General features: G+C 34.5%; 29 protein-coding genes. 27 read left to right on the top strand and 2 right to left on the bottom strand.

The window, feature by feature from the left end:
* The first annotated feature begins 5 nt into the window (after window positions 1-5).
* The 3 genes from LEP1GSC202_RS07550 (at window position 6) to LEP1GSC202_RS20210 (ending at window position 1,341) form a co-directional block, all read left to right on the top strand.
* A complete protein-coding gene (locus LEP1GSC202_RS07550) occupies window positions 6-488 on the top strand; it encodes a hypothetical protein (RefSeq protein WP_015677093.1) in 483 nt (160 codons plus the stop codon).
* Window positions 489-507: 19 nt separating this feature from the next.
* Window positions 508-927, top strand: coding sequence for a hypothetical protein (locus LEP1GSC202_RS07545; protein WP_015676671.1), 420 nt, complete (start codon window positions 508-510; stop codon window positions 925-927).
* Between the two features lie 150 nt (window positions 928-1,077).
* Complete coding sequence (locus LEP1GSC202_RS20210) at window positions 1,078-1,341, top strand: hypothetical protein (RefSeq protein WP_244147662.1); 264 nt, start codon at window positions 1,078-1,080, stop codon at window positions 1,339-1,341.
* A gap of 8 nt (window positions 1,342-1,349) precedes the next feature.
* On the opposite strand, the gene LEP1GSC202_RS07535 is transcribed toward LEP1GSC202_RS20210, so the two are convergent.
* Window positions 1,350-1,787 carry a bacteriohemerythrin gene (locus LEP1GSC202_RS07535; protein WP_015677314.1) on the bottom strand — a complete coding sequence of 146 codons (438 nt, stop codon included), beginning with the start codon at window positions 1,785-1,787 and terminating at the stop codon, window positions 1,350-1,352.
* A gap of 194 nt (window positions 1,788-1,981) precedes the next feature.
* Here LEP1GSC202_RS07535 and LEP1GSC202_RS07530 point away from each other — a divergent pair, with 194 nt between their 5' ends.
* The 24 genes from LEP1GSC202_RS07530 (at window position 1,982) to LEP1GSC202_RS07420 (ending at window position 21,052) form a co-directional block, all read left to right on the top strand.
* On the top strand, window positions 1,982-2,554 hold the full coding sequence (locus LEP1GSC202_RS07530) for a fasciclin domain-containing protein (protein WP_244147661.1): 573 nt from the start codon (window positions 1,982-1,984) through the stop codon (window positions 2,552-2,554).
* A gap of 67 nt (window positions 2,555-2,621) precedes the next feature.
* Window positions 2,622-3,035 carry a c-type cytochrome gene (locus tag LEP1GSC202_RS07525; RefSeq protein WP_246837555.1) on the top strand — a complete coding sequence of 138 codons (414 nt, stop codon included), beginning with the start codon at window positions 2,622-2,624 and terminating at the stop codon, window positions 3,033-3,035.
* Between the two features lie 8 nt (window positions 3,036-3,043).
* On the top strand, window positions 3,044-4,963 hold the full coding sequence (gene nosZ, locus LEP1GSC202_RS07520; RefSeq protein WP_015677492.1) for a Sec-dependent nitrous-oxide reductase: 1,920 nt from the start codon (window positions 3,044-3,046) through the stop codon (window positions 4,961-4,963).
* 5 nt (window positions 4,964-4,968) lie between these two features.
* Entirely contained in the window at window positions 4,969-5,580 is a 612-nt protein-coding gene (locus LEP1GSC202_RS07515; RefSeq protein ID WP_039928342.1) for a hypothetical protein, read from the top strand.
* Window positions 5,570-5,956 (top strand): nitrous oxide reductase accessory protein NosL, encoded by a 387-nt coding sequence (locus LEP1GSC202_RS07510; protein ID WP_015676787.1) that lies wholly within the window; start codon window positions 5,570-5,572, stop codon window positions 5,954-5,956. The genes LEP1GSC202_RS07515 and LEP1GSC202_RS07510 overlap by 11 nt, the downstream gene beginning before the upstream one ends.
* On the top strand, window positions 5,928-7,247 hold the full coding sequence (locus LEP1GSC202_RS07505; RefSeq protein ID WP_051125298.1) for a nitrous oxide reductase family maturation protein NosD: 1,320 nt from the start codon (window positions 5,928-5,930) through the stop codon (window positions 7,245-7,247). The genes LEP1GSC202_RS07510 and LEP1GSC202_RS07505 overlap by 29 nt, the downstream gene beginning before the upstream one ends.
* A complete protein-coding gene (locus LEP1GSC202_RS07500; RefSeq protein WP_015677310.1) occupies window positions 7,244-7,951 on the top strand; it encodes an ABC transporter ATP-binding protein in 708 nt (235 codons plus the stop codon). The genes LEP1GSC202_RS07505 and LEP1GSC202_RS07500 overlap by 4 nt, the downstream gene beginning before the upstream one ends.
* The gene (locus tag LEP1GSC202_RS07495; protein ID WP_015676440.1) at window positions 7,948-8,733 is read left to right on the top strand and encodes an ABC transporter permease; all 786 of its coding nucleotides are present in this window, start codon (window positions 7,948-7,950) and stop codon (window positions 8,731-8,733) included. Before LEP1GSC202_RS07500 ends, LEP1GSC202_RS07495 begins: the two co-directional genes overlap by 4 nt.
* Window positions 8,734-8,825: 92 nt before the next feature.
* Window positions 8,826-9,236, top strand: coding sequence for an LIC_11090 family protein (locus tag LEP1GSC202_RS07490; protein WP_083929993.1), 411 nt, complete (start codon window positions 8,826-8,828; stop codon window positions 9,234-9,236).
* 107 nt (window positions 9,237-9,343) lie between these two features.
* Complete coding sequence (locus tag LEP1GSC202_RS07485; protein WP_015676719.1) at window positions 9,344-10,129, top strand: hypothetical protein; 786 nt, start codon at window positions 9,344-9,346, stop codon at window positions 10,127-10,129.
* Between the two features lie 78 nt (window positions 10,130-10,207).
* A complete protein-coding gene (locus tag LEP1GSC202_RS07480; protein ID WP_015677475.1) occupies window positions 10,208-11,827 on the top strand; it encodes a copper chaperone PCu(A)C domain-containing protein in 1,620 nt (539 codons plus the stop codon).
* A gap of 154 nt (window positions 11,828-11,981) precedes the next feature.
* A complete protein-coding gene (locus LEP1GSC202_RS07475) occupies window positions 11,982-12,605 on the top strand; it encodes a GNAT family N-acetyltransferase (RefSeq protein WP_015677472.1) in 624 nt (207 codons plus the stop codon).
* 43 nt (window positions 12,606-12,648) lie between these two features.
* On the top strand, window positions 12,649-13,377 hold the full coding sequence (locus LEP1GSC202_RS07470) for a phytanoyl-CoA dioxygenase family protein (protein ID WP_015677229.1): 729 nt from the start codon (window positions 12,649-12,651) through the stop codon (window positions 13,375-13,377).
* Between the two features lie 75 nt (window positions 13,378-13,452).
* A complete protein-coding gene (locus tag LEP1GSC202_RS07465; RefSeq protein ID WP_015676590.1) occupies window positions 13,453-13,752 on the top strand; it encodes a PadR family transcriptional regulator in 300 nt (99 codons plus the stop codon).
* Window positions 13,736-13,885, top strand: coding sequence for a hypothetical protein (locus LEP1GSC202_RS19875; protein ID WP_015677027.1), 150 nt, complete (start codon window positions 13,736-13,738; stop codon window positions 13,883-13,885). Before LEP1GSC202_RS07465 ends, LEP1GSC202_RS19875 begins: the two co-directional genes overlap by 17 nt.
* Window positions 13,886-13,948: 63 nt before the next feature.
* Complete coding sequence (gene chrA, locus LEP1GSC202_RS07460; RefSeq protein WP_015677165.1) at window positions 13,949-15,121, top strand: chromate efflux transporter; 1,173 nt, start codon at window positions 13,949-13,951, stop codon at window positions 15,119-15,121.
* An 85-nt stretch (window positions 15,122-15,206) separates the two neighbouring features.
* Entirely contained in the window at window positions 15,207-15,704 is a 498-nt protein-coding gene (locus tag LEP1GSC202_RS07455; RefSeq protein WP_015676400.1) for a DinB family protein, read from the top strand.
* 1 nt (window position 15,705) lies between these two features.
* Window positions 15,706-16,128 (top strand): hypothetical protein, encoded by a 423-nt coding sequence (locus tag LEP1GSC202_RS07450; RefSeq protein ID WP_015677594.1) that lies wholly within the window; start codon window positions 15,706-15,708, stop codon window positions 16,126-16,128.
* Window positions 16,103-16,552 (top strand): GNAT family N-acetyltransferase, encoded by a 450-nt coding sequence (locus LEP1GSC202_RS07445; protein ID WP_015676929.1) that lies wholly within the window; start codon window positions 16,103-16,105, stop codon window positions 16,550-16,552. The genes LEP1GSC202_RS07450 and LEP1GSC202_RS07445 overlap by 26 nt, the downstream gene beginning before the upstream one ends.
* 26 nt (window positions 16,553-16,578) lie before the next feature.
* Window positions 16,579-17,190, top strand: a complete 612-nt coding sequence (locus LEP1GSC202_RS07440; RefSeq protein WP_015676717.1) for an FMN-binding negative transcriptional regulator — start codon at window positions 16,579-16,581, stop codon at window positions 17,188-17,190.
* Between the two features lie 55 nt (window positions 17,191-17,245).
* A complete protein-coding gene (locus tag LEP1GSC202_RS07435) occupies window positions 17,246-18,808 on the top strand; it encodes an NAD(P)/FAD-dependent oxidoreductase (protein ID WP_015676651.1) in 1,563 nt (520 codons plus the stop codon).
* A gap of 1 nt (window position 18,809) precedes the next feature.
* A complete protein-coding gene (locus LEP1GSC202_RS07430; RefSeq protein WP_015676866.1) occupies window positions 18,810-20,108 on the top strand; it encodes a DUF2079 domain-containing protein in 1,299 nt (432 codons plus the stop codon).
* Window positions 20,109-20,144: 36 nt separating this feature from the next.
* Complete coding sequence (locus tag LEP1GSC202_RS07425; RefSeq protein ID WP_015677437.1) at window positions 20,145-20,720, top strand: LBF_2127 family putative lipoprotein; 576 nt, start codon at window positions 20,145-20,147, stop codon at window positions 20,718-20,720.
* 17 nt (window positions 20,721-20,737) lie between these two features.
* Window positions 20,738-21,052 carry a hypothetical protein gene (locus tag LEP1GSC202_RS07420; RefSeq protein ID WP_244147659.1) on the top strand — a complete coding sequence of 105 codons (315 nt, stop codon included), beginning with the start codon at window positions 20,738-20,740 and terminating at the stop codon, window positions 21,050-21,052.
* On the opposite strand, the gene LEP1GSC202_RS07415 is transcribed toward LEP1GSC202_RS07420, so the two are convergent.
* Complete coding sequence (locus LEP1GSC202_RS07415; protein WP_015676488.1) at window positions 21,049-22,353, bottom strand: TolC family protein; 1,305 nt, start codon at window positions 22,351-22,353, stop codon at window positions 21,049-21,051. The genes LEP1GSC202_RS07420 and LEP1GSC202_RS07415 overlap by 4 nt on opposite strands.
* Window positions 22,354-22,362: the final 9 nt, after the last annotated feature.

Below are 22,362 nucleotides of genomic sequence, written 5' to 3'. Positions count from 1 at the left end.
CTTTTATGAAACATTTACAATTCGCTAAAATCGCAATACTATTATGGTTAGTGACAATCATCACCTTAGGATATTTTTTTTACTATGGTAATACGAGTAAGTCTCTCGATACAAGAACTGCAATCCACCTAACACCTGCAGAAAGACAATTAGTGCTTACAGAAATGAGAGCACTGCTTGAAGCTGTGAATGGTATGCTAAATGGTCTTGGTGAAAAAGATTATGAAAAAGCTGCAAAATCAGCGGAAGCAGTAGGAATGGGACTTGTTGCTAGTTTGGAACACCAAGAAAAAACAATTTTATTAAAACTTCCTGTATCTTTCAAAAAACTTGGCTTTGGAACACATGAAAAATTTGATTCGATCGCAGCTAAGATTCGGAAAAAAGAAGAAATCCATTCAATTCTAAAAGATATGGATGAACTTACAAAAAATTGTGTGGTTTGCCATGCGAGTTATAAAATCGAATTGGAAAGTGAAAAAAAATAAATGATCCTGAAATATCCATATGCCAAAAATTTCTAGATTCTTTATAAAATCAGGAATGTTATTTCTGTTATTCGGAATTTTTATTTATGCAATCTCTGAATTTCCTGGATTCAATGACAAACTCCCTTTACTTCCAGTCTATTGGCATATGATTGCCCTTGGATGGATCACACAAATCATCATGGGGGTTTCCCTTTGGATGTTCCCCAAAGGAAAAAATTCCCTTTCGAAACATGGATCCAAACTCGCCTGGATTTCTTTTTTTAGTTTGAATCTGGGGCTTTTGTTGCGATTTGTTTCAGAACCATTTTTGTATGTTCACCGCGAACTGTTACAGGTTTCGTATTTGTGTTCCATTGTATTACAAATTTTAGGTGTCTTTTGTTTTATCTTAGAAATTTGGCCAAGACTCACACCAGTTCCTAGGAAGCCTGTTTAATCGATGTTTCCTCTTCCTTCGGTTTGGTTACTTCGGATTTCATTACTATATTTTTTGATAGGAACAATTTTTGGCGCCTTGCTCATGTTACAAAAAGTTTTTATCTGGAAGGTGAGTCTTTGGTTTTTGCTTCCCATACACTATTCCATAATGATCTGGGGATTTTTCATCCAATTTATCATGGGGACAGCGTATTGGATGTTTCCCAAACACCTTTCCAACTTACCCAGAGGACCAGAGTTCCAAGCTTGGTTGGTGTTTGTTTGTTATAATTTTGGATTTGTAAATATACTGTTCTCTAAGTTGATTCCATTTTCGATTGGTTTAGAAACTGTTGGAAAATTCCTAATGTGTTTTGCAATTGTCGTCTTTGTCAAATTGATCTGGGTTCGTTCAATCACTTACAACCCGTAATTTGATTTTTAAAGATCCAATTTGATGTATGGTTTATAATTCATATCTTCTTGTAAGATATGATTGGTTAACCATAACCTTAAAAAACCTATCAAATCGCTAAAAAAATGATTCAATTCGACGTCATTTGTTAGTAGTGTACCAGATGTTAACCGATTTTTAAGTTCCAAAATTTTATCGGTAAAGCGATCGTGTTGTCTTTTATGTGCTTCTAAATCTGGGTATTGGTTTAGCTCCATTACACGTTCTTCAATCAAAAAATGACTTAGGGTGTAATCTTCAAGTTCAGAAACAGCATCTATCAGAGATTTTGTTTTCAGAGAAAGATGTCCTTTATTTTCTTCATAAATGGTTTCAATTTGATTGATCAAACGAAACAACTTTTTATGTTGAGAGTCAATCTCTGAAATATTGGTTTCATACTTTACATCCCAATTTGCAATCATAAGTACCTCGTAGATTCCATTTTTTCTCAAGTGTCTGTTTCACAAGGTTTAAATCCTCAATCTGTGGTTTGAGGAACTACTCTGAGATTGATAAATATCAACCTAAAGTTTGCACTTCCGCTTGATCCAAATCAATGTATTTAAACTGAGACTGGTATCCAATAGAACCAGATCCAAAAATTGGGCGGTACCAAATGAAAAATCAATTTTCTCAAATAACAATGATTATGATCTTTTCCTGTGTTTTGATCACAGCAACAAAATGTGGCAAAGGTGATGATACAAATGTTGGAAAAGGCATCTCAGCTGTATCAGATGACAAATCACAACAAGATGTTTTGAAAATAGCCATCGGATCGAAAGACCACTCCACACTCGTTGCGGCCGTCCAAGCGGCAGGACTTGTTGATTCACTTGCGAACCAAGGTCCATTTACAGTATTTGCACCAACCAATGATGCTTTTGCAAAATTGCCTGCTGGTACAGTGGATGATCTTTTGAAACCAAGTCAAAAGGATGCTCTAAAAAATATTTTAGAATATCATGTAGTTGTAGGTAACCTAACAGAGGCTATCTTAAAATCAGAATTCACGGGTAAAGACGATGAACTTGGTATGGCAAATGGTGCTCATACAAAAGTAACCATTAAAAACGGGAAAACCCTGATCAATGGAGCAACCATCATCGCATCGATTCCAGCTGCAAACGGAATCATACATGTCGTGGATACAGTTTTACTTCCACCTAACAAAAATGAGAAACATTAACAATAAAGGAGCATTGAAAATGAATGAATTCAATCTGAATCAAGGATCCATTCGATGGAAAATCGGAATGACAATAGCTTTATTATCATTTCTAACAATTTTCGCTTGTGGAGGAGAAAAAACAGAAGAGTCACCTGCATCTAACGCCAGTTCTAAGGGTATTGGACCAGTGTCATCAGTCACAATTGGTGCTTTAGACCAATCGATGGCGGAGAGAGGCAAAAAACAATTTGAGGCTAAATGTTCTGCCTGTCATAAATTTGAAGAAAAGGTCGTTGGACCTGCACTTCAAGATGTTACCTTACGAAGAACTCCTGAATGGATTATGAACATGATATTAAATCCAGTTGAAATGACTCAAAAAGATCCAATTGGACAAGAGTTACTCGGAGAACATCTAACACAGATGACATTTCAGAATGTAAAAGAGGAAGAAGCAAGAGAGATACTCGAGTACTTCCGTAAAATGGATTTAAAATAGGTAACTATATGTTAATAAAATCAAACTTAATCTTAGTTACACTTGGAATCACCCTTTTTACTTTTTTACCAAATTGTAAAAAGGGAGCCGCAACAGCTACATTAGCTTCTGATGCGGCATCCAGAGTGTATGTGGCTCCAGGCGAAAAGGATGAAGTGTATGCCTTCTTATCTGGTGGATTTAGTGGTCAAATGTCTGTCTACGGAATTCCATCCGCAAGACTTTTCAAAATCATTCCAGTGTTTTCCGTTTTTCCAGAAAATGGATATGGATTTGATGAAGAAACCAAAGACATGTTGAAAACAACACATGGATATGTTCCTTGGGATGATAGCCATCACGTAGAAGCATCTATGACTGATGGAAAACAAGATGGACGTTGGATGTTTTTAAACGCAAACAACACACCAAGACTTGCAAGGATTGATTTAAAATCTTTTGAAACAAAAGAGATATTAGAAATTCCAAACACTGCAGGAAACCATGCTTCTCCCTTCGCAACTGAAAACACCGAATACTTGATGGCTGCGACAAGATTCTCGGTTCCAGTTCCACAAGCAAGTGTGCCTGTAGATAGTTTTTCCAAAGGTGGGTTCAAAGGAACAGTCACTATGGTAAAAGTAGACAAAAACACTGGAAGACTTTCAGTCGAATTGCAAGTGTTAGTTCCAGGTTTTGATTACGATTTATCTCATTGTGGAAAGAAAAAGTCACACGATTGGTGTTTTTTCAGCAGTTACAACTCAGAACAAGCACACAAAATGTTAGAAGTAGGAGCATCTAAAAAAGATAAGGATTTTATCTTAGCTTTCAATTGGGTGCGTGCAAAAGAATGTAAAGACCAAGGAAAAGCTTACAATTTCGGTGGTGATTATGTAAATAACTTCAAAGAAGAAAACAAACCAGCCGTCTCCACTAGGTTAAGTGGAGTGAAAATGTTAAATCCAAAGGATTGTCCGGGTATGATGTATTACATGCCCACTCCAAAAAGTCCACATGGAACCGATGTTGACTCAACTGGCGAATACATCGTTGGAGGAGGAAAGTTGGCATCTGTGATTCCTGTACACTCATTCAGTAAAATGATAGAGGTGAAAGATAAAAAGGAACATCACTCCACTGAAATCGAAGGGATCCCAGTCCTCAAGTATGAATCAACTCTTGCTGGTGAAGTTCAAAAACCTTGCCTTGGACCACTTCATACAGAGTTTGATGGACAAGGATATGCATATACTTCTTGTTTTGTGAGTTCAGAAGTTGTGAAATGGAAACTTGGTACTTGGGAAGTTGTACAACACTTACCAGCATACTATAGTGTTGGCCACTTATCGATCGTTGGAGGAAGTTCCACAGAACCATATGGTAAATATCTGATTGCCATGAATAAAATCACAAAAGATCGTTACCTACCAGTTGGAATGGAGTTACCGCAAAGTGCTCAACTTTATGATATCTCTTCTGGTAAAGCAGAATTACTTTCAGATTTTCCTACAGTAGGGGAACCACATTATTCACAAATGATCCCTGCAAAACTTATCATGGAAAAAACTGCAAAGTTATACCCTCTTGAAGAAAACAAACACCCATATGTAACTAAAAGTGAAAATGATGCAAGGATTGTAAAACTTGGTAACACTACACATATTTACATGACTGCCATTAGGTCTCACTTCAAACCAGATATCATTGAAGCACGGTCTGGAGAAACATTGTACTTCCATGTCACAAACTTGGAACAAGATTATGATATTCCCCATGGTTTTGCAATCGGTGGTGCACCTAACATGACAAATTTACTCATCATGCCAGGTGAAACAAGAACCTTTAAATGGGTGGCTCCTAAACCAGGGATATATCCATTTTATTGCACAGATTTTTGTTCTGCTCTTCACCAAGAGATGCAACAATACATCCGTGTAACTCCGTGAAGCATATGAAAGATTTACTTTTCAACACGTTAAGTAAAAAAAACCGACTCCTAATATTAGGGGTCGGTTTATTTCTTGTTTTGGTTTATTTTATACCCATATGGTCCATATCCATTTCTGCTCCTCAATACCCCGAAGGTCTTGGGATGCATATCTGGATCAATCAAATCACTGGAGCAACTCCTTACGATCTAAAGAACATCAATCTCTTAAACCATTACATTGGTATGAAAGAAATCATTTCAGAATCGATTCCTGAATTACTTTTAATGCCATATGTTTTAGCCTATTTAATTTTTGGCGCTTTAGTAACAGAATTGTATCCAAAAGTTGGAATGGCAATTCTTGGGATCATCAATTTGGTCATCGTTGGGATTGTTGGTTTATTTGATTTCTGGAGATGGGAATACAATTACGGTCATAATTTAAACCCAGATGCACCGATCATCATTGAGGGAATGGCTTACCAACCACCATTACTCGGTTGTAAGGTGATGCTAAACATCACTGCCTGTAGTTATCCTTCATATGGTGGTATGATTCTTGGATTAAGTCTCGTTGTATTGATTTACATCCTTTGGGATGAAAATCGAAGGAAAAAATCGGATGTGGTTTAAAAATTTTAAACTTTTTTTATTCATTTCCACAGTTGCATTATACAACTGTGGGGAGGTAAAACCGGAATCATTAACTTTAGGAGAGAGGAAATGTGACCATTGCTCCATGTCCATTGTTGACATGAGATTTCACACTCAATTGATTACTTACAAAGGCAAACGTTATCATTTTGATGCCATTGAGTGTTTCAATCATTATACAAAACAAAATGATATCAAAGCAAAACAAATTTGGATGAGAAACTACTTGAATTCAAATGAATTTTTAACAAAAGAAAATGCTATTGTTGTTCAATCAAAACAAATTCGATCTCCTATGGGCGGAGGTTTAGCCGCTTTTAAAAATAATGAAGACGCATCATCTTTCAAAAATTGATCTATTCATCAATTTTTGTGCCTTTCGGGATACAAACTCATTCATTAGACTGTTCCGTCTCTTACGTTTTTCATTATACGTATCTACTTTCTTTATTCCAAATTCAATTTGGGCTAAAACTATTACTGTTTGTAAAAATTGTTCGGTACATTCTGTCAAACAAGCAATCCTTTTGGCAAATGATGGAGACACCATTCAAATCAAAAAAGGTTTGTATCAAGAAGGATTTTTAACCATAACCAAATCGATTACGATTGAAGGGGAACCTGGTGTGACGATCGATGGTCTCAAAGAAAAACATGTTTTTGGCATATATCATGATCACGTCAAAATTTCAGACTTAAAAGTGATGGGAAGTGGGATTTCTGATTTAGCAGAATATGCAGGTATCTACACAGAAAAAGTAAAACACTGCCAATTTGAAAACTTAGAGTTAGTGGACAATGTGTACGGTTTTTACTTATCAGAAACCGAAAATTGTAGCATCAAAAATAGTTCCTCAATTGGCAATGCAGAGAATGAAGTTCTTGGTGGAAATGGAATTCATTTATGGTCTTCAAGTAAAAATCAAATCTTTGGGAATACATTAGTAAAACATAGAGATGGTATTTATTTAGAATTTTCTGAAGATTTAGAAATTTCAAATAATCTTTCTAAGGATAACATACGATACGGAATGCATTTTATGTTTTCGAATGAAAATCGTTTTTCAAAAAATACATTCAAAAATAATTCAGCCGGTGTTGCTGTTATGTATAGTAAAAAAATCCTGATGGAAGAAAACCAGTTCATCGAAAACTGGGGAGAAAGTTCTAATGGAATTTTACTTAAAGATATCTCAGATAGTGAACTTCTTAAAAACGAATTCAAAGGGAATACCATTGCTGTATTTGCAGATGGAATCACTCACGTTAATTTTGTAGATAACCACTTTATCAATAATGGTTGGGGGATCAAAATCCTTGGAAACACAGATCACAACCTAATCAAAAACAATAATTTCATCAAAAATGTTTTTGATATCAGCACAAACACAAAATCTACAACAAATATTTTCATTCAAAATTATTGGGATCAATACAAAGGTTATGATTTAAATTTAGATCAATTTGGTGATGTACCACACAAAACAATTCATTTCTTTGGATATTGGATTGCAGTGTATCCTTTTCTCATGATCTTATATGAATCACCAGTTGTTATATTTTTACAAGGAATTGAAAAAGTATTCCCAATAGTCACCCCTATCGAGTTCGAAGACAAACAACCCAGAATGAGGGCACGCATATGATAGAAGTTAAAAATCTTTCGATCAATTATGGAACAAATAATATCGCAGTTAATAATGTAAGTTTTAGTATCGAATCTGGTAATATTGTATCTATCATCGGGCCAAATGGTTCAGGAAAAAGTTCGCTTATTAAAGGAATCTTGGGACTCGTTAGAGCTTCAAAAGGAAATATTATAGTTTCAGGTAAAACCGAAAATAGTTATAACATCGGTTATATGCCACAAACCCCTCGATTCCCAACCAACATCAAAGTAAGAGAGTTAATTTCTTTTTTTAAAAAACTGGAAGAAGTTGATAAAAATAGATTCGAAAAACTATACTCCCTATTAGAATTAAAACATCATATGGATAAAAAGATTGGTAGTTTGTCTGGGGGAACCAAACAAAAAATTAGTATTTTACAATGTTTTTCTGCCAAAAAAGATTTATATGTGATAGATGAACCAACAGCCAGTTTAGATCCATATATTTCTAATCTATTGAAAAAACTTTTGATCGAACAAAAAAACCAAGGCTCATTAGTTTTATTTTCAACACATATTCTGTCAGAAGTGCAAGAATTAGCTGATCGTTTTTTATTATTATCTGAAGGAACAATCTTAATTGATGATACACCAAAACATTTTCTTGAAAAAAACAACAAAAAAAGTATCGATGAAGCTTTGATGAATTTCTGGAATAAGGAATACAAAACTAAATTATGAAAGAAATATTACTTTTCGAAATCAAAGAAAACATCAGAAGCCGATGGATTTTTATTTATTCAGGTTTATTGGTCTTTGTTATGTTAGTGTTAAGTTTTTTTGGAGACCAGAATGGAATTCGTTTACTTGTTAGCATAACGAATTTAACTCTGATTGTCATACCATTGTATTCCATCACGTTTTCAGGAATGTCATTTTTAGAATCCATGCCTTTTGCGGAAGTTCTGTTATCGAAGTCAGTCAGTCGTAAGTCATTATTTTTTGGTAAATTTTTTGGAATTACGATTTCTTTATCAATTGGCCTTGTGATTGGTCTTGGAATCCCTGGATTCTTTTTATTCCTTCAAGATACCAATTTTCTTTTTTTATTTTTTGAACTATTGATTTTTGGAATCTTTTTAACGATGATTTTTGTCGCATTGTCATTTTTAATTTCCGCCTATATTAGAAGAGGAGAAATTGTACTTACCATTTCCTTATTAGTTTGGTTATACTTTTTTATATTCTTTGATGCAATAGTTTTTATGTTCAGTGTATACCTTGGAGATTATCCAATTGAAATTCCATCACTGATCATCATTTTACTTAATCCGATAGATTTGGTAAGAATTTTTATATTATTACAAACCAGTTCAGCGGCACTTTTAGGATTTTCTGGAGCAATATTACTCAAAAATCTTGGAATTACAGGCGTATTATCAATTGCAATCATCTTCTTATCGTTATGGGTAAGTATTCCGATTTGGATCTCTTACAAACGTTTCCAAAATAGAAATTTTTAAACCAAACTTTCATAGTTACATTGGAAAACTTTTACCATACTTGATTTAGATCATGGAAAGTTTTGATCAAATGATACAAAATAGATCCAACCATGATGAACCGTTGGATACAAATCATAGCGATTCTTTTCCTGATTCCATTTTTTGGAAAAATCCTTTTACTGGAATCAGGACTCTTCGCACAATCATTGTACGAATTGTCGATGGTTTGCCATTGCAATCATAGTTCCCCTTCAGAAGCTCATCAGGAATCAGAAAACTTTCCAAAAAAAAGAATTACTTGTCATTTAAAAAGAACGACGGGACCACATATCTGTACATGTTCTAAGAAAAAAATGGCAACTAAGATCATTCAATCACAATCAATGAATCCCAATTTTGCAAATGATCTAGAAACAATCAATCTGCTTCAATTAGATCCTATCCTAATTACTAAAGGATTCAATTTGTTATTACCGCTTGGTTTTTGCCAACTCTTAGATAAACCACCGAAACATTTCTAATTTCTAAACCGAACTTGTAAGTGCTTCAATCTTAATCGAAGCATATTGAAATCTACTTGGTTCACAAAGAATCTACGAACCTTGGAAATCAACTGAAAGGTAATTTTATGTTCTCTAATATCATCCGAATTTTAACTATTAGTATTTTTATAATCAACTGTAGTCTGGCTACTGATAAAACAGATACTTCTACATCTAATCTATTGTCATTACTTGTGGCTTCTACAATGAATCCCAATTGTGCCATTAGCCAAACTCAAGCAATTCCAAGTAACCTAACCCAGGTGGAGAGCAAACCTCGAGTTAAGTATAATATATCTGCATGTGATGAATCAGGTTTCGCCAATGTTGGATTATCTAAATCTGAAATAAACATAGGTGCAACAGGAATATCGTCTAACTCTATAATATCGACAAATATAGATGTGATGCTTGCTACCAGTAAAGGTGGTACCAATATTGAAATTACATTCTCTTTAAATTCTGTTTCAAGTAATCTTGATGTTATTGCTTATGGTAGTGGAAACCCAACTTCTGGACCTACTTATCGATTGTTAGCTGGCGCACAAACCCAATACAAAAATACCTCTGGAGTTTTTGGCAATACAGGCAAAGGAGGTTCTGTTACAGCTCCGATCCCATCCGTTGGATCCACATATACTTATTGTTTGGATTTTCAATACACTTCAGGTGGATCTAGATTCTTAAATGGATTCAACAAACCGTGTTCGGAATTAACAGATACAGAAAGAGGATCAATGTCCTATTATCCCATCATGCAAATGATGAATGTTCCTGTGTATTCTGCTGAAAAACGGCTAGGTTTTGTTTTAAACGGAGCGACAATCACTTCGTTTACTATCGGTTCCATCGTTTCGAATACCGAAATGTAAAAAATCTCTCCAAACACTTGTCAGGCTAATGATTTTCAATCATTAGCCTGATTTTTTGGAAAAGGAAAAATTACTTTTATGAAACTTAAAATTTCTATTATCCCAATACTAATGTTTTTTTATTCAACTCTGTTGGCAAAAGAAATCACAATTGATAAAGCATATCTAAAATATACTTCTGGTTCCAATTCTGTGATTTATCTAAACATCTCGAATGATTCTAACCAAGATATAAAACTCGTACAAAGTTTTTCAAACATTGCAAATCGAATCGAATTGTATGATATGATCGCAACCGAATCGGGAAAAAAAATGGTCGTTGTAAACGAAATTCCAATTCCAAAAAAATCAACTGTCATCTTATCATCCAAATGTTATCATATCATGATATTTGGTATCACTTCTCCATTAAAACTGAAAGATATGATCTCACTTCGATTAGTATTTGACAACGGATATGAAATCGAAACAAAAATTCCAGTCGAAACTTCATCTCCTAACACAAGTCAAATCCAACCTAGCCAATCGATTTTAACAAAAAAAGAAACATCTCCAAAATCTCAGAACTATTATAACATTAAGGAAAATGCATCTAGCCAAACTACATCAAACGAAAGTATGGATGAAAATCATTCGGAACATGAACACCATGGAAACGAAGGACAACATAACCACAATCGAGCTGATATGATTGGTCCTGCTGGTATCATGAACCCACATATACATGAAAAAGGTAAGTGGATGATTGATTATCGTTATATGGGGATGAAGATGTGGGGTTTACAATCTGGAACCAAAGGGCAATCTGATATAGGAACATTATATTTTCCTTATACAGATCCAACGGTTTCTATGCCCACAGGAAGTTTGATCACAAATTCTCCTATAGGTACAACGATACCAATACTTTCTCAAAACAAATATAATTATATGTCAGTTCCTACAGACATGGTGATGGAAATGAATATGGCAAGTGTTATGACTTCAATTACAGACAAATGGATGATCATGTTTATGGTTCCTGTGATTAAAAATCGTATGACGATGTTATCAAGTAATTTTGATAGAGCGCCAATGAGTTCTGGAGGAATTGGTGATGTTAGTTTTAGTACGGCTTATCGGCTCATCAAAACGGAACATCAAAATTTTTTTACAGGTATGGGGATTTCTTTGCCAACTGGCTCCATTGATGAAAGAGATAATATGCCGATGATGGGTAAACAAAAAGTCCCATACAACATGCAGCCTGGAACTGGCACTTACAATTTATTACCTCAACTTTCTTATGATGGAAAATTTAATCGATTTACCTGGGGTATTTTATCTCAAGCAAATCTACGTATTGGTAAAAATGACAACAATTATAGGTTTGGAAATCGATATGAAGTTTCAGGTTGGATATCCTATCTTCTCTTTGATTCGATGTCTTTTTCAATAAGAGTAGCTAAACAAAGGTTTCTCAATATACAAGGGTTAGATGCTACTTTAGATCCAAAAATGGATCCTCAAAATGATCCATACAGACAAGGTGGTATGAGAAGTGACATGTTTATAGGTGTCAATTTTCTAATCACAAAGGGAATGTTAGCTGGCATTCGATTTGGAATTGAATATGGCAAACCATTCCATCAGAATCTAAATGGACCCCAACTAGCAACTCGGGAGTTAGTGAATGCCTTTCTCTCTTATAGTTTTTAACTTGTCAGTTTGGATCGATGGGCGCACATTTCCGGCTTTACGCTCCAATCTTTGTTTCACAAAGGATTTCCGCTACAATCCGGGGCGCAAGGTTCATTCGAATGGATTAAAATTTCGTTGTATTTCTTTTTCAGAAAGAAATACAACGGCATATATGATATCTTCTAATCATCAAACACCACCTATCATTAGAAAGGCAAAAATCGAAGACGCAGATCAAATCATTCCACTCATCTACTCTTCTGGACCTCTTGCCTGGAATTTTGTTTTCCAAGAAGGAAACAAAACCCCATTTGATTTTTTAAATCGTGCATATGCCCGAAAAGGGAATACAATCTCCTATACAAATCATTTTGTGGCGGAACTAGATGGAGCTGTAGTTGGTTCCATTTTGAGTTATACACAACCCAGTTTTCTTGCACTGACTGCAGGTACTGCCTTACAAATCATAAGTCTATACAAATGGAATGCAGCAAAAGTGATGGCTCGTGGTTTAAAAACAGAGACCATCATCCAACCTCCAAAATCCAAACGATTGTATTTAGGGCATATTGCCGTCTCAGTATCTCACAGAAACCAAGGGATCGCCAAACAACTTATTGAACATATGATCCAATACAATAGTGATTACAAAACAATTGCATTGGATGTATCAGCAGAAAATCCAGCTGCCATTGCACTTTATCAAAAACTTGGTTTTGTTATAAAAGAAACAAGGCATCCAAATGGTTGGGAAGGAAAAATTCCATCCCATCACTATATGGAAAAATCAATTTGAACATAAGATTCCTTTGGATACTTTATCAAACATAAAACATCATTTGGAAAATGATGGGTATTATCTGATTCAAAACTATTTTGATTTAGATTCCATTTCAAAGATCAAATCTATATTAAAAAAAGCAAATGAAGAATGGTTAAAAAAAAACAAAAATCCAAAACTAATAAACAGTGCTTATCTCACTTCGAAACAATTTTTACAAAACGAAGAAGATCGAAATACAATTTTTAACTTTATAGCCAGTGATCAAATCCTTAAAATCTGTAAACAGATCTTTCAAAATGAATTTTATTTTCTCAATACCCAAATCTTTTTTAATCCAAATGATAATGAAAAAAAACCTTATTGGCACCGCGATATCCAATACTTAGGAATCCCAGAAGAAGAACAAACAGTCCGCATCCTAAAAGACTTTGTGTGGCACTTCCGAATACCTTTAGAAGAAGATCCTGGTCTTTGGTTTGTACCAGGTTCCCATAAACGATGGGATCACAAAGAAGAAAGAGAAGTTAGGTTAGAGATTGGTACTCACCGTAGCGACGAACAACTACCTAACCAAATTCTCATTCCACATTTCCCAGGTGATCTCTTGGTTTTTTCTGCCCACTTACTTCATAAAGGTGAATATGGAAAAAATCGATTCTCATTTGATATTTTATATACAAACTTTCCAGAATCGAAAGAACAAATCAAAATTTGGGAACATTTTCCCGATCATACGCATTCAAAAATTGCAGAGGATAAAATTTTTTTATTTCAGACTGATTAATTCCAATTTAAAACCAATTATCGCTCAATTTTTTCCATTTGACAATCGATTTTCGATATCGTATTTTGATTTTGAATGAGAATCAATGAATTTTTTTCAAGTTTTATTAAAATTCATATTTTACACCACTGTCTAAAAGAAGAAATCTATGGTGTATGGATGATTGAGGAACTAAAGGAACACGGATACAAAATAAGCCCTGGATCACTATACCCACTCCTCAGGAACTTGGAAGAAAAAAGACTCATACGATCTCGCACCGAACAGATGGGCAAAGTAAAACGAAAATTTTACCGCATCACACCAAAAGGTAAAAAAGAACTCACTTCCGCTAAAATCAAACTAAAGGAGTTAATTGGTGAAATACTCAAATAAACTTTTGTTAACAGACAAAGATAGAACTGTGATTTGGATCCGATGTATTGTAGGAATTATTTTCTTTTCCGAAGGATTACAAAAATTTTTATACTCAGATACTTTGGGAATTGGTCGATTTCTCAAAGAATAAATTTCCGAACGAAAGTGGAACCTTTTCCATTGATGAATTTATAACAAACAATAGGAGAAAAAAATGAAAATTTTTCAAGTTTTTATGACAGCATTTAAACTCGGATGCACCTCGTTTGGTGGTCCCATAGCACATTTAAGTTACTTTCATGACGAGTATGTCACCAAAAAAAAATGGATCAGTGCTCATGCCTATGCTGATTTGGTGGCTCTTTGCCAATTTTTACCTGGACCTGCCAGTAGCCAGGTGGGGATGGCAATTGGATTATCGAGAGCAGGCATCTTAGGAGCCATTGCCTCTTGGATTGGGTTCACATTACCCTCTGCATTTATATTAATCATGTTTGGACTCGGACTCTCGTATTTTGATGTTTCTCACCATAAACACTGGTTACATGGATTAAAGGTAGTCGCAGTGGCTGTAGTGGCTCAGGCAATTCTTGGTATGGGAAAAAAACTTTGTCCCGACAAAGAGAGACTTACAATCGCTGCCATTACCAGTGTAATACTTTTATTTTTTAGTTCGGCATTCTTACAAATTTTGATCTTAATTTTATCAGGCTTTATTGGTATTTATTTTTTACAATCCAAGGAGGAGTTTCCACACGACTCAATTCATAAAGGCAAAAAAACAATTGGATTTATATTTTTGTCACTTTTTTTTGCCTTTTTATTTTTATTACCTTTATTGCGAACGGTTGTTAGCTCACATGAAGTACAATACTTTGATAGTTTTTATCGAGCAGGCGCACTAGTATTTGGTGGTGGACATGTTGTTTTGCCTTTATTGCAAGCAGAAGTTGTTCCGACAGGTTGGGTAAGTACCGATTTATTTATGGCCGGTTACGGGTTATCCAATGCAATTCCTGGTCCGCTATTTGCTTTCAGCAGTTTTTTAGGAGCTGTTTCAAGTGTTTCGCCGAATGGTTGGACTGGTGCTATTTTATGTTTGGTGGCAGCATTTCTACCATCCTTTTTATTGATCGTAGGTGCCTTACCATTTTGGGAAGGCTTAAGAAAAAGCCAAAAGATCAGAAAGGCAATGTTAGGAATCAATGCATCGGTTGTAGGAATTTTACTCGCAGCATTTTATAATCCTGTATGGACAAGTGCAGTATTTTCTCCGAAAGACTTTGCTCTTGTGATCGTTGGATTTTTACTCTTAGAATTTTGGAAATTACCTTCTTGGTTAGTTGTGATTGCCTCAGTCGCTATCAGTCTTGTAATTTACATCTGAAGTAACGAGAATCACGAAGCAACGGAATTCTATTTTTGGATAATTTCTCATTGTCTCCTTAGAATGAATGGAAAAATCTTTCCGTATGAAAGATTTTTTTTTAAGGAACAATGAATACCACCTTTGGGCCACTAATCTTTTATTCCAATCGATCAATTCCATTTCGAATGAAGATTATAAAAAGGACATAGGATTATTCTTTAAATCCATTCATGGCACTTTAAATCATTTGTTGGTGGTGGAAAAAGTTTGGTATTCTAGACTCATTGGAGATTTATACGTCCCAAAATCATTGGGAGAAGAATTAGAAAGTAACAGAGAAGTCTTACAAGAAAAATTACTCCAAAGTATCATAATTTGGAAGGAGTGGATTGAGAAATTTGATTCTTTACGTTGGCAAGACACGTTCCGTTATAAAACTATGAGAGGATTTGAAGCAGAACTTCTGTTTTGTGATGTAGTCCAACACAATATGAATCATAGGACACACCATCGAGGTCAAACCACAGCTGCCATCACTCAGTTAGGCGGACCTTCTCCGGAAATCGATTATGTTTATTATTTACAAACTATAGGAAAATGATATGTGGAACCCTTCCAATAGAATTAGAACAATCGCAACAAAAATTTTATTATCCATTTTTACTTTAACTTCTATCTTCCATATTTTGGCATTGTTACAAATTGTTCCATACAAGTACCTTTGGGGAGGCAGGTTACAATCTCTCGAAGAAATGTATGTAATGGAAACGATTTCTCTTTTAGCCAATATCTTTTTTGTTTACTGCAGTTATTTGTATTTACAGTATTTGAATGATAGTTTGGTGCCACTTTGGATCCGAATGGTTTTTGGATTTATCTCTGCTATATTTTTTCTAAATACGATAGGGAATTTAATTGCAGTTACAGATTTAGAAACTTTACTGGCAACACCTGTCACTGCATTTCTATCAGTGGTTAGCTTTACATTGGTGCCAAAATATGAATATCAGACTAGCGAACTTTAAAGATCTTTCCAAACTTGCCGAACTTTTCGATTTATACCGACAGTTCTATGGCCAACAAAGTAATGTCGGTGGTGCAAACAAATTCTTGTTAGACCGAATGGAACATGGCCAATCGATCATTTTTCTAGCGGAAGATCCCAAAACGGAAGGACTTGCAGGATTTACACAATTGTATCCCGTGTTTTCATCAATTTCAATGCAACGATCCTATTTGCTAAATGATTTGTATGTTAAACCTGATTACCGAAAACAAGGGATCGCCAAACTATTGATCAATGAAGCTAAATCTTTTACCAAAACTTTTGGTGGCAAAGGATTAGAACTTTCTACATCAAGACACAACAAAGATGCTCGATCTTTATACGGAAAAGAAGGATTTCTAGAAGAAACTGAATTTTTAACTTATTTTTGGAAATCAATTTAATACAGGTTAAACCAAGGTAAATTATCGTGTACATCCCTGAAGAATATTTAATGGAATACGATTCGATATTCAAATTTGTAAAAGAAAATTCATTTGGAATATTAATTTCTGAAATAGATGGAACTTTATCTGGAACACACTTACCTTTGTTAGTTTCTGAAGATCAGAAATTCCTAATAGGACATTTTGCAAAACCAAATCCGCAAAAAAATTCTCAAAATAAGGAAGTGCTTTGTATCTTTTCTGGGCCACATTGTTATATTTCACCATCATGGTATGAAACCAATCATTCTGTTCCTACGTGGAATTATACTGCCGTCCATATCAAAGGGATTTTAACATACATTGAAGATCCAATTGAAATCCAAAAAAGTTTGGAACTTTTGGTTAAAACATTTGAAACTGAAACTTCAAGTTACCGATGGAGCGAAGTAGATCCAAATTATTTGAGAGGATTACAAAACGGAATTGTTCCTTTTCGAATTCAAATCACTCATTGTGAAGGAAAAGAAAAGCTAAGCCAAAACCATTCCATTGAGAGAAGGAAACTTGTAATCCAGAATCTAGAAAGAATGCCAGGCGAAAACGAAAAAGCGATTGCCAATTTAATGAAAAAATCCTTAGATCAGAATTCATAAGGATTGGAATATCTCACTTTCAATTAAAAGGAAAGTTTGATTACACTGGAATACATTGAAACTAGAATTAAATGTCAGAGTCACACCTGAAATTGCAGCAAGTCCCGATCACCTTTTACAGTTTGTCTCAAAACAAAACAAAATTCCGAAACAAGATATCAAACATATAGAATGTACTGCAAGGTCTATAGATGCCAGACAAAAAAATGTAGTATTTCAATTGCGGTTGGATGTGTATGTCAATGAAGAGTTTGTTCCAACCAATTTTTCTATTCCCAATTTTGCGAATGTTAGCTTAGAAGAACCGATTCTCATCATTGGAGCTGGACCAGCAGGTTTATTTGCCGCCTTACGAGTCTTAGAACTTGGTAAAAAACCCATCATCATCGAAAGGGGAAAAAATGTTAAAGATCGAGTGGCTGACTTAAGAGGAATCAATGTCCACCACATCGTAAATGAGGATTCAAATTATTGTTTTGGAGAAGGTGGCGCAGGAACCTATTCCGACGGAAAACTTTATACTCGATCAAAAAAAAGAGGAAATATTCGAAAGGTTTTAGAATACCTCGTATCATTTGGGGCCACAAAACAAATATTAATTGATGCACATCCACATATTGGTACAAACAAATTACCAAGGATCATTCAAAACATTAGAGAGTGTATATTAGCTGCCGGTGGCGAAGTTCATTTTAACACAAGAGTCACAGATTTAATTCTAAATGGGAAATCCATTAAAGGTGTTCAAACTGCAAACGGGCAAAAATGGATGGCTAATCATGTCATTATAGCAACAGGGCATTCTGGTCGAGAGATGTTTCAATTACTTCACGAGAAAGGTATTGAAATTCATACAAAACCGCTTGCAATTGGTGTCCGAGTTGAACACCCACAAAGTTTAATAGATTCCATTCAATACCACTGCGATACGAAGAACCCACTCTTACCTGCTTCCGAATATTCTTTGGTAAAACAAATTAATGGAAGAGGTGTGTATAGCTTTTGTATGTGCCCAGGTGGTGTGACTGCGCCTTGTGCTACAAAACCTGGTGAGGTAGTCACCAATGGTTGGTCAAGTGCAGAACGTTCCAGACCAACTGCAAATTCAGGAATCGTCGTAGAACTCAGATTAGATGATTTTAAAACATTTGAATCATCGGGAGTATTCTCAGCCTTAAAATACCAATCTTCAATCGAACAAAAGGCATTTTTGGTTAATGGTGGCACACAAAAAGCACCAGCCCAAAGAATGGTAGATTTCACAAAAAACATTGTTTCTTCCGACCTTCCAAAAACTTCATATACACCTGGTCTTATCTCGGTGTCATTATCCGAAGTTTTACCTCCGCTCATTGTAGAAGCACTTCAAAAAGGATTTAAAGAATTTGATTCGTCGATGAAAGGTTACTTTACAAACGAAGCAATTTTGCATGCTCCTGAAACAAGGACATCTTCGCCTATTCAAGTTCCAAGAAATCCCGAAACTTTAGAACACATTTCAATCAAAGGATTATTTCCTTGTGGAGAAGGTGCAGGTTACGCAGGGGGAATTGTGTCAGCTGCTATCGATGGGATGAAATGTGCTGAGGCAGCTCTTACTGGCAGTTTTTCTAAGTAAAATGAGATCTTTTTGGAAGTTAACTCCAGCCATTCTAATTTGGAGTATCATTTTTTATTATCTGTCTGAACGTGCTATCTTTCGTTACCAACATATGGGTGCGGGCGTTGATATTGGACTTTTTGAAAATCTTTTTTATCAGTTGAATCATACTGGAAATGCATTCACCTCACTCGGATTAAATGGCGATGCTCACCATTATTTCGCTGATCACATCAATTGGTATATTTATCCGATTGCTTTACTCTATCATATTTTTCCTGGGGTTGAGTTTTTACTTATTTTACAGGCATTTTTGTTAACGATACCAATCCTGTTTTTTCCATTCTTTGAAAATAAAAAATCATATTTATATTTCTATCCAGTGTTATATGCATTATTTCTTCCAATCTATTGGATCCAAATTTTTAATTTTCATCCAGAAGTAATGTGGATTCCGTTATTCTTTCTGTTTTTTTTATTCTGGAGAAAACAATCCAAATTTTGGTTCTTATTTTTTTGCCTAAGCCTTATGACGAAAGAGGAAACAAGTTTAGTCTGGATTACGTTCTCGATACTCATTTGGAATTCGCATAAAAAAGAAAGCAGACTGATTGGATTTATTTCTTTATTTTATTTATTACTTTCTCTTTCTTTACTCAATTATTTTTACCACCAATCAAATCATTTTAAATTGGCACATCTAGAACGTTACGACGACCCTCTTACTGCTCTAAAAAACCTACATTTATTTCCTTATCTATTTTTATTTTTGACATTACCTCTATTGTTTTTACCTTTATTCCATCGTTTGACTTGGTGTTTACTTCCTTATGCATTGTATTCACTTTTTTCAAAATTTGAAGTGAACAAAAGCCCATTTACCCATCATAGTTTTCTTCCGATTCCTATTCTTTTCATTTGCTTTATCGAAACTTTAGAAAACTATTTTTACAAACGGAAACAAATATTAATTTTATCTTCTCTTATAGTTTCCATAATCATGTTCTGCTTTTTTGGTCCACCTTCAAAAATGTATTCCTATCGGAAAGATTTCATGAATCGCCAGGTGACGACTAAGGATGTATCAATTTTACGCAAACTCCTTCCAGGGGAATCCATTGTTTCCAATGTTCCCCAATACCTTTCCAATCGAAACGAGATCCAGTTGTTTTTACCTAACAAAATTTATGCGGCCAAATATTTTGTTTACTACCAAGGAAAGGACTTTGTTAATTTGAGTGATGTTCCTTCCGGGTATTCTCTCATTTCAAAAATAGAAAACCACATTCTCATCTTCGAACAAAAGAAAATTGATTGATTGATTCTTTAAATTCTGCACGATCTAACCGTGAGAATGAAACAGTTTATCCCCTTTTTAGGCATTTTGTTCCTGTTACAATGTGCAACTGACCTCAGGCAAGTCCCTCCTCCAACAATCAATGGAAATACGGATCGAATCAAATCTAAGTTAACCCTTGTCATTGGGAAGTTTGAAATTTTGTCCGCAGATCGTGGTGTTTATACAGATGCTTGGAGGAAATCATTTAAGGGTCATTTACAATCAGCTGCATTATTTTCCAATGTGATAACCGAATTAGAACCAAATTCCATAAAAGAATTTTATACCATTGATATTGAAATGAAAACTAATTATGACGATAAATACAATTGGTGGATTTCATGGCCTGCCCTTTGGCCATTCACAGCAATTTGGCCCATCCAATACCGAATAGGCGAATATAGTGTGGAGTTTCAATACAAACTCTTCTTAAATCAAAATTTAGTTAAAGAGGAAACTATTGTCAAAAAGGGGAATGCTCTTGAATACCTCTATGGTTTTTATCAAGTGAGAAAATTCCAACGAATGGTTGAAGAAACAAACTTAGAAGCAGTAAATACATGTATCAAAAGTATAGAAGAATCATTGTAATCCTTATTTTTTCACAAATGGTTAGTTGTGTAAGCATTCCTTTCCAACCTGCCAACAATACTGATGAATGTTTGGCATATTATTTTCAAACTAAACGCCAAGTAACAGAAGTTTTTGATGAAAACGTATTAACATTAGGATTAGTCGTAAGTTTATCACTACTCAATACAGCGATCTCTCCAATTTTTATTTATCCAATTCTCACAACACCTTTCATTCAATATAGAAACAAAATGAGAGCGGATGATATACTAGATAAATGGAAAACAGAAAAATGTGGTATGAAAAAAGCGAAACAAAAAGAAAAAGAATCTGACAATTTAGGGCTTTAGTTGTTTAAAAACTTCATTGTATCACCGAGAAGTAATCCAATTTGGAGTCTCAATTGAATCAAATCATATCGATTTTGAATTTCATTTCGCATAACATCTCTTAAGCGTCTATCTACCGTTTGCAATTCGATGATAGACGCAGATCCTGTTTTGTAAGCTTTCTCCATGATTTGATAGTTTTCTTCAGCGATTCTTTTGCTTTCTCTCGAAATTTCGTACAATTCTACTAGGTTGTTATGTTGTTGGATCAGTTCATACAAATGTAAACCTGTATTTTCACGTAAAAATTGTGATTCAGATTTTGCTAACTTAACTTCAATTTTTGATTTATCAAATTCGTTTTTATCCAACCAACGATTGAATAAAGGAAATCGAAATCCAAAATTACCACCAACATTAAAATCCGAATCCGATGATCTAGCATAAATACTATAATCATTTCGACTGTAGTCATACAATTGTTGTGAGTTTGACCATGTACCACTAAGTCCAGAATAAGATTCCCTTGCATTTTGATTGTATACATTCACAAAAAAGTCGGGTACCCATAAATCGTTAAATCTTACTTGTTTTTGAACCTCTAATATTTTTACTTTATTCAAAGTTAATACTATATCAAAATTTACCTCTGATAAGTTTTTTTCATATTCTTTCAAAGTTTCTTCCAATGGCAAAATTTTATACTCACGTTCCGGAATTTGTTTTAAAGTTACATCTTTTAATAAAAATTTTCTTCTAAAAATAGATTGGCTTTTTTGTTGGTCTAACCTTGATTTAATTGCATTGTATTTATAAAAGAAGTAATCCACTTTCGAGTTTTGTGTCACTAAATAAGATTCAATGCCTTGTTTATACAATTTTTGAACTGTTTGAAATTGTTTGTCTGCATCAGATTCATTTGAAAAATCATAATCATAAAATGCTAAAAGTTTTAATGTTTCAGCATATTGAAAGGCTTGGTCAAAAAGTTCCTTTTGATACAATGCTCTGTATTCCAAAAGCAGACGTTCATATTCTAATTCTAAAATCAGATTAGTGAATATTGTATTACCTTGTTCTTGAAAATTCCAGTTCAGATTTAAAGTAGTATTCCATCCTTTGCGATTATAACCATCTCCACGAAGTGATTCAAAAAAAGGAGTATGGTCTAAATTTACAGAAGGTAAATAACGTAAATTTTTAGAGTCAATATCAACTTTTTTGCGTTGGATTTCTAGTTCTTTCAATTTTAGTTCATATGATTTTTCACCAACTAACCTTGGTAAATCTGTAAAATTTACAACCTCCCCTGCCAACTGCATATTTGACAA

It is taken from the genome of Leptospira yanagawae serovar Saopaulo str. Sao Paulo = ATCC 700523 (assembly GCF_000332475.2).
In the GTDB taxonomy this organism is placed as follows: Bacteria; Spirochaetota; Leptospiria; order Leptospirales; family Leptospiraceae; genus Leptospira_A; species Leptospira_A yanagawae.
The sequence above is the reverse complement of the archived record's forward strand: the minus strand, read 5'-3'. Positions and strand labels throughout refer to the sequence as shown.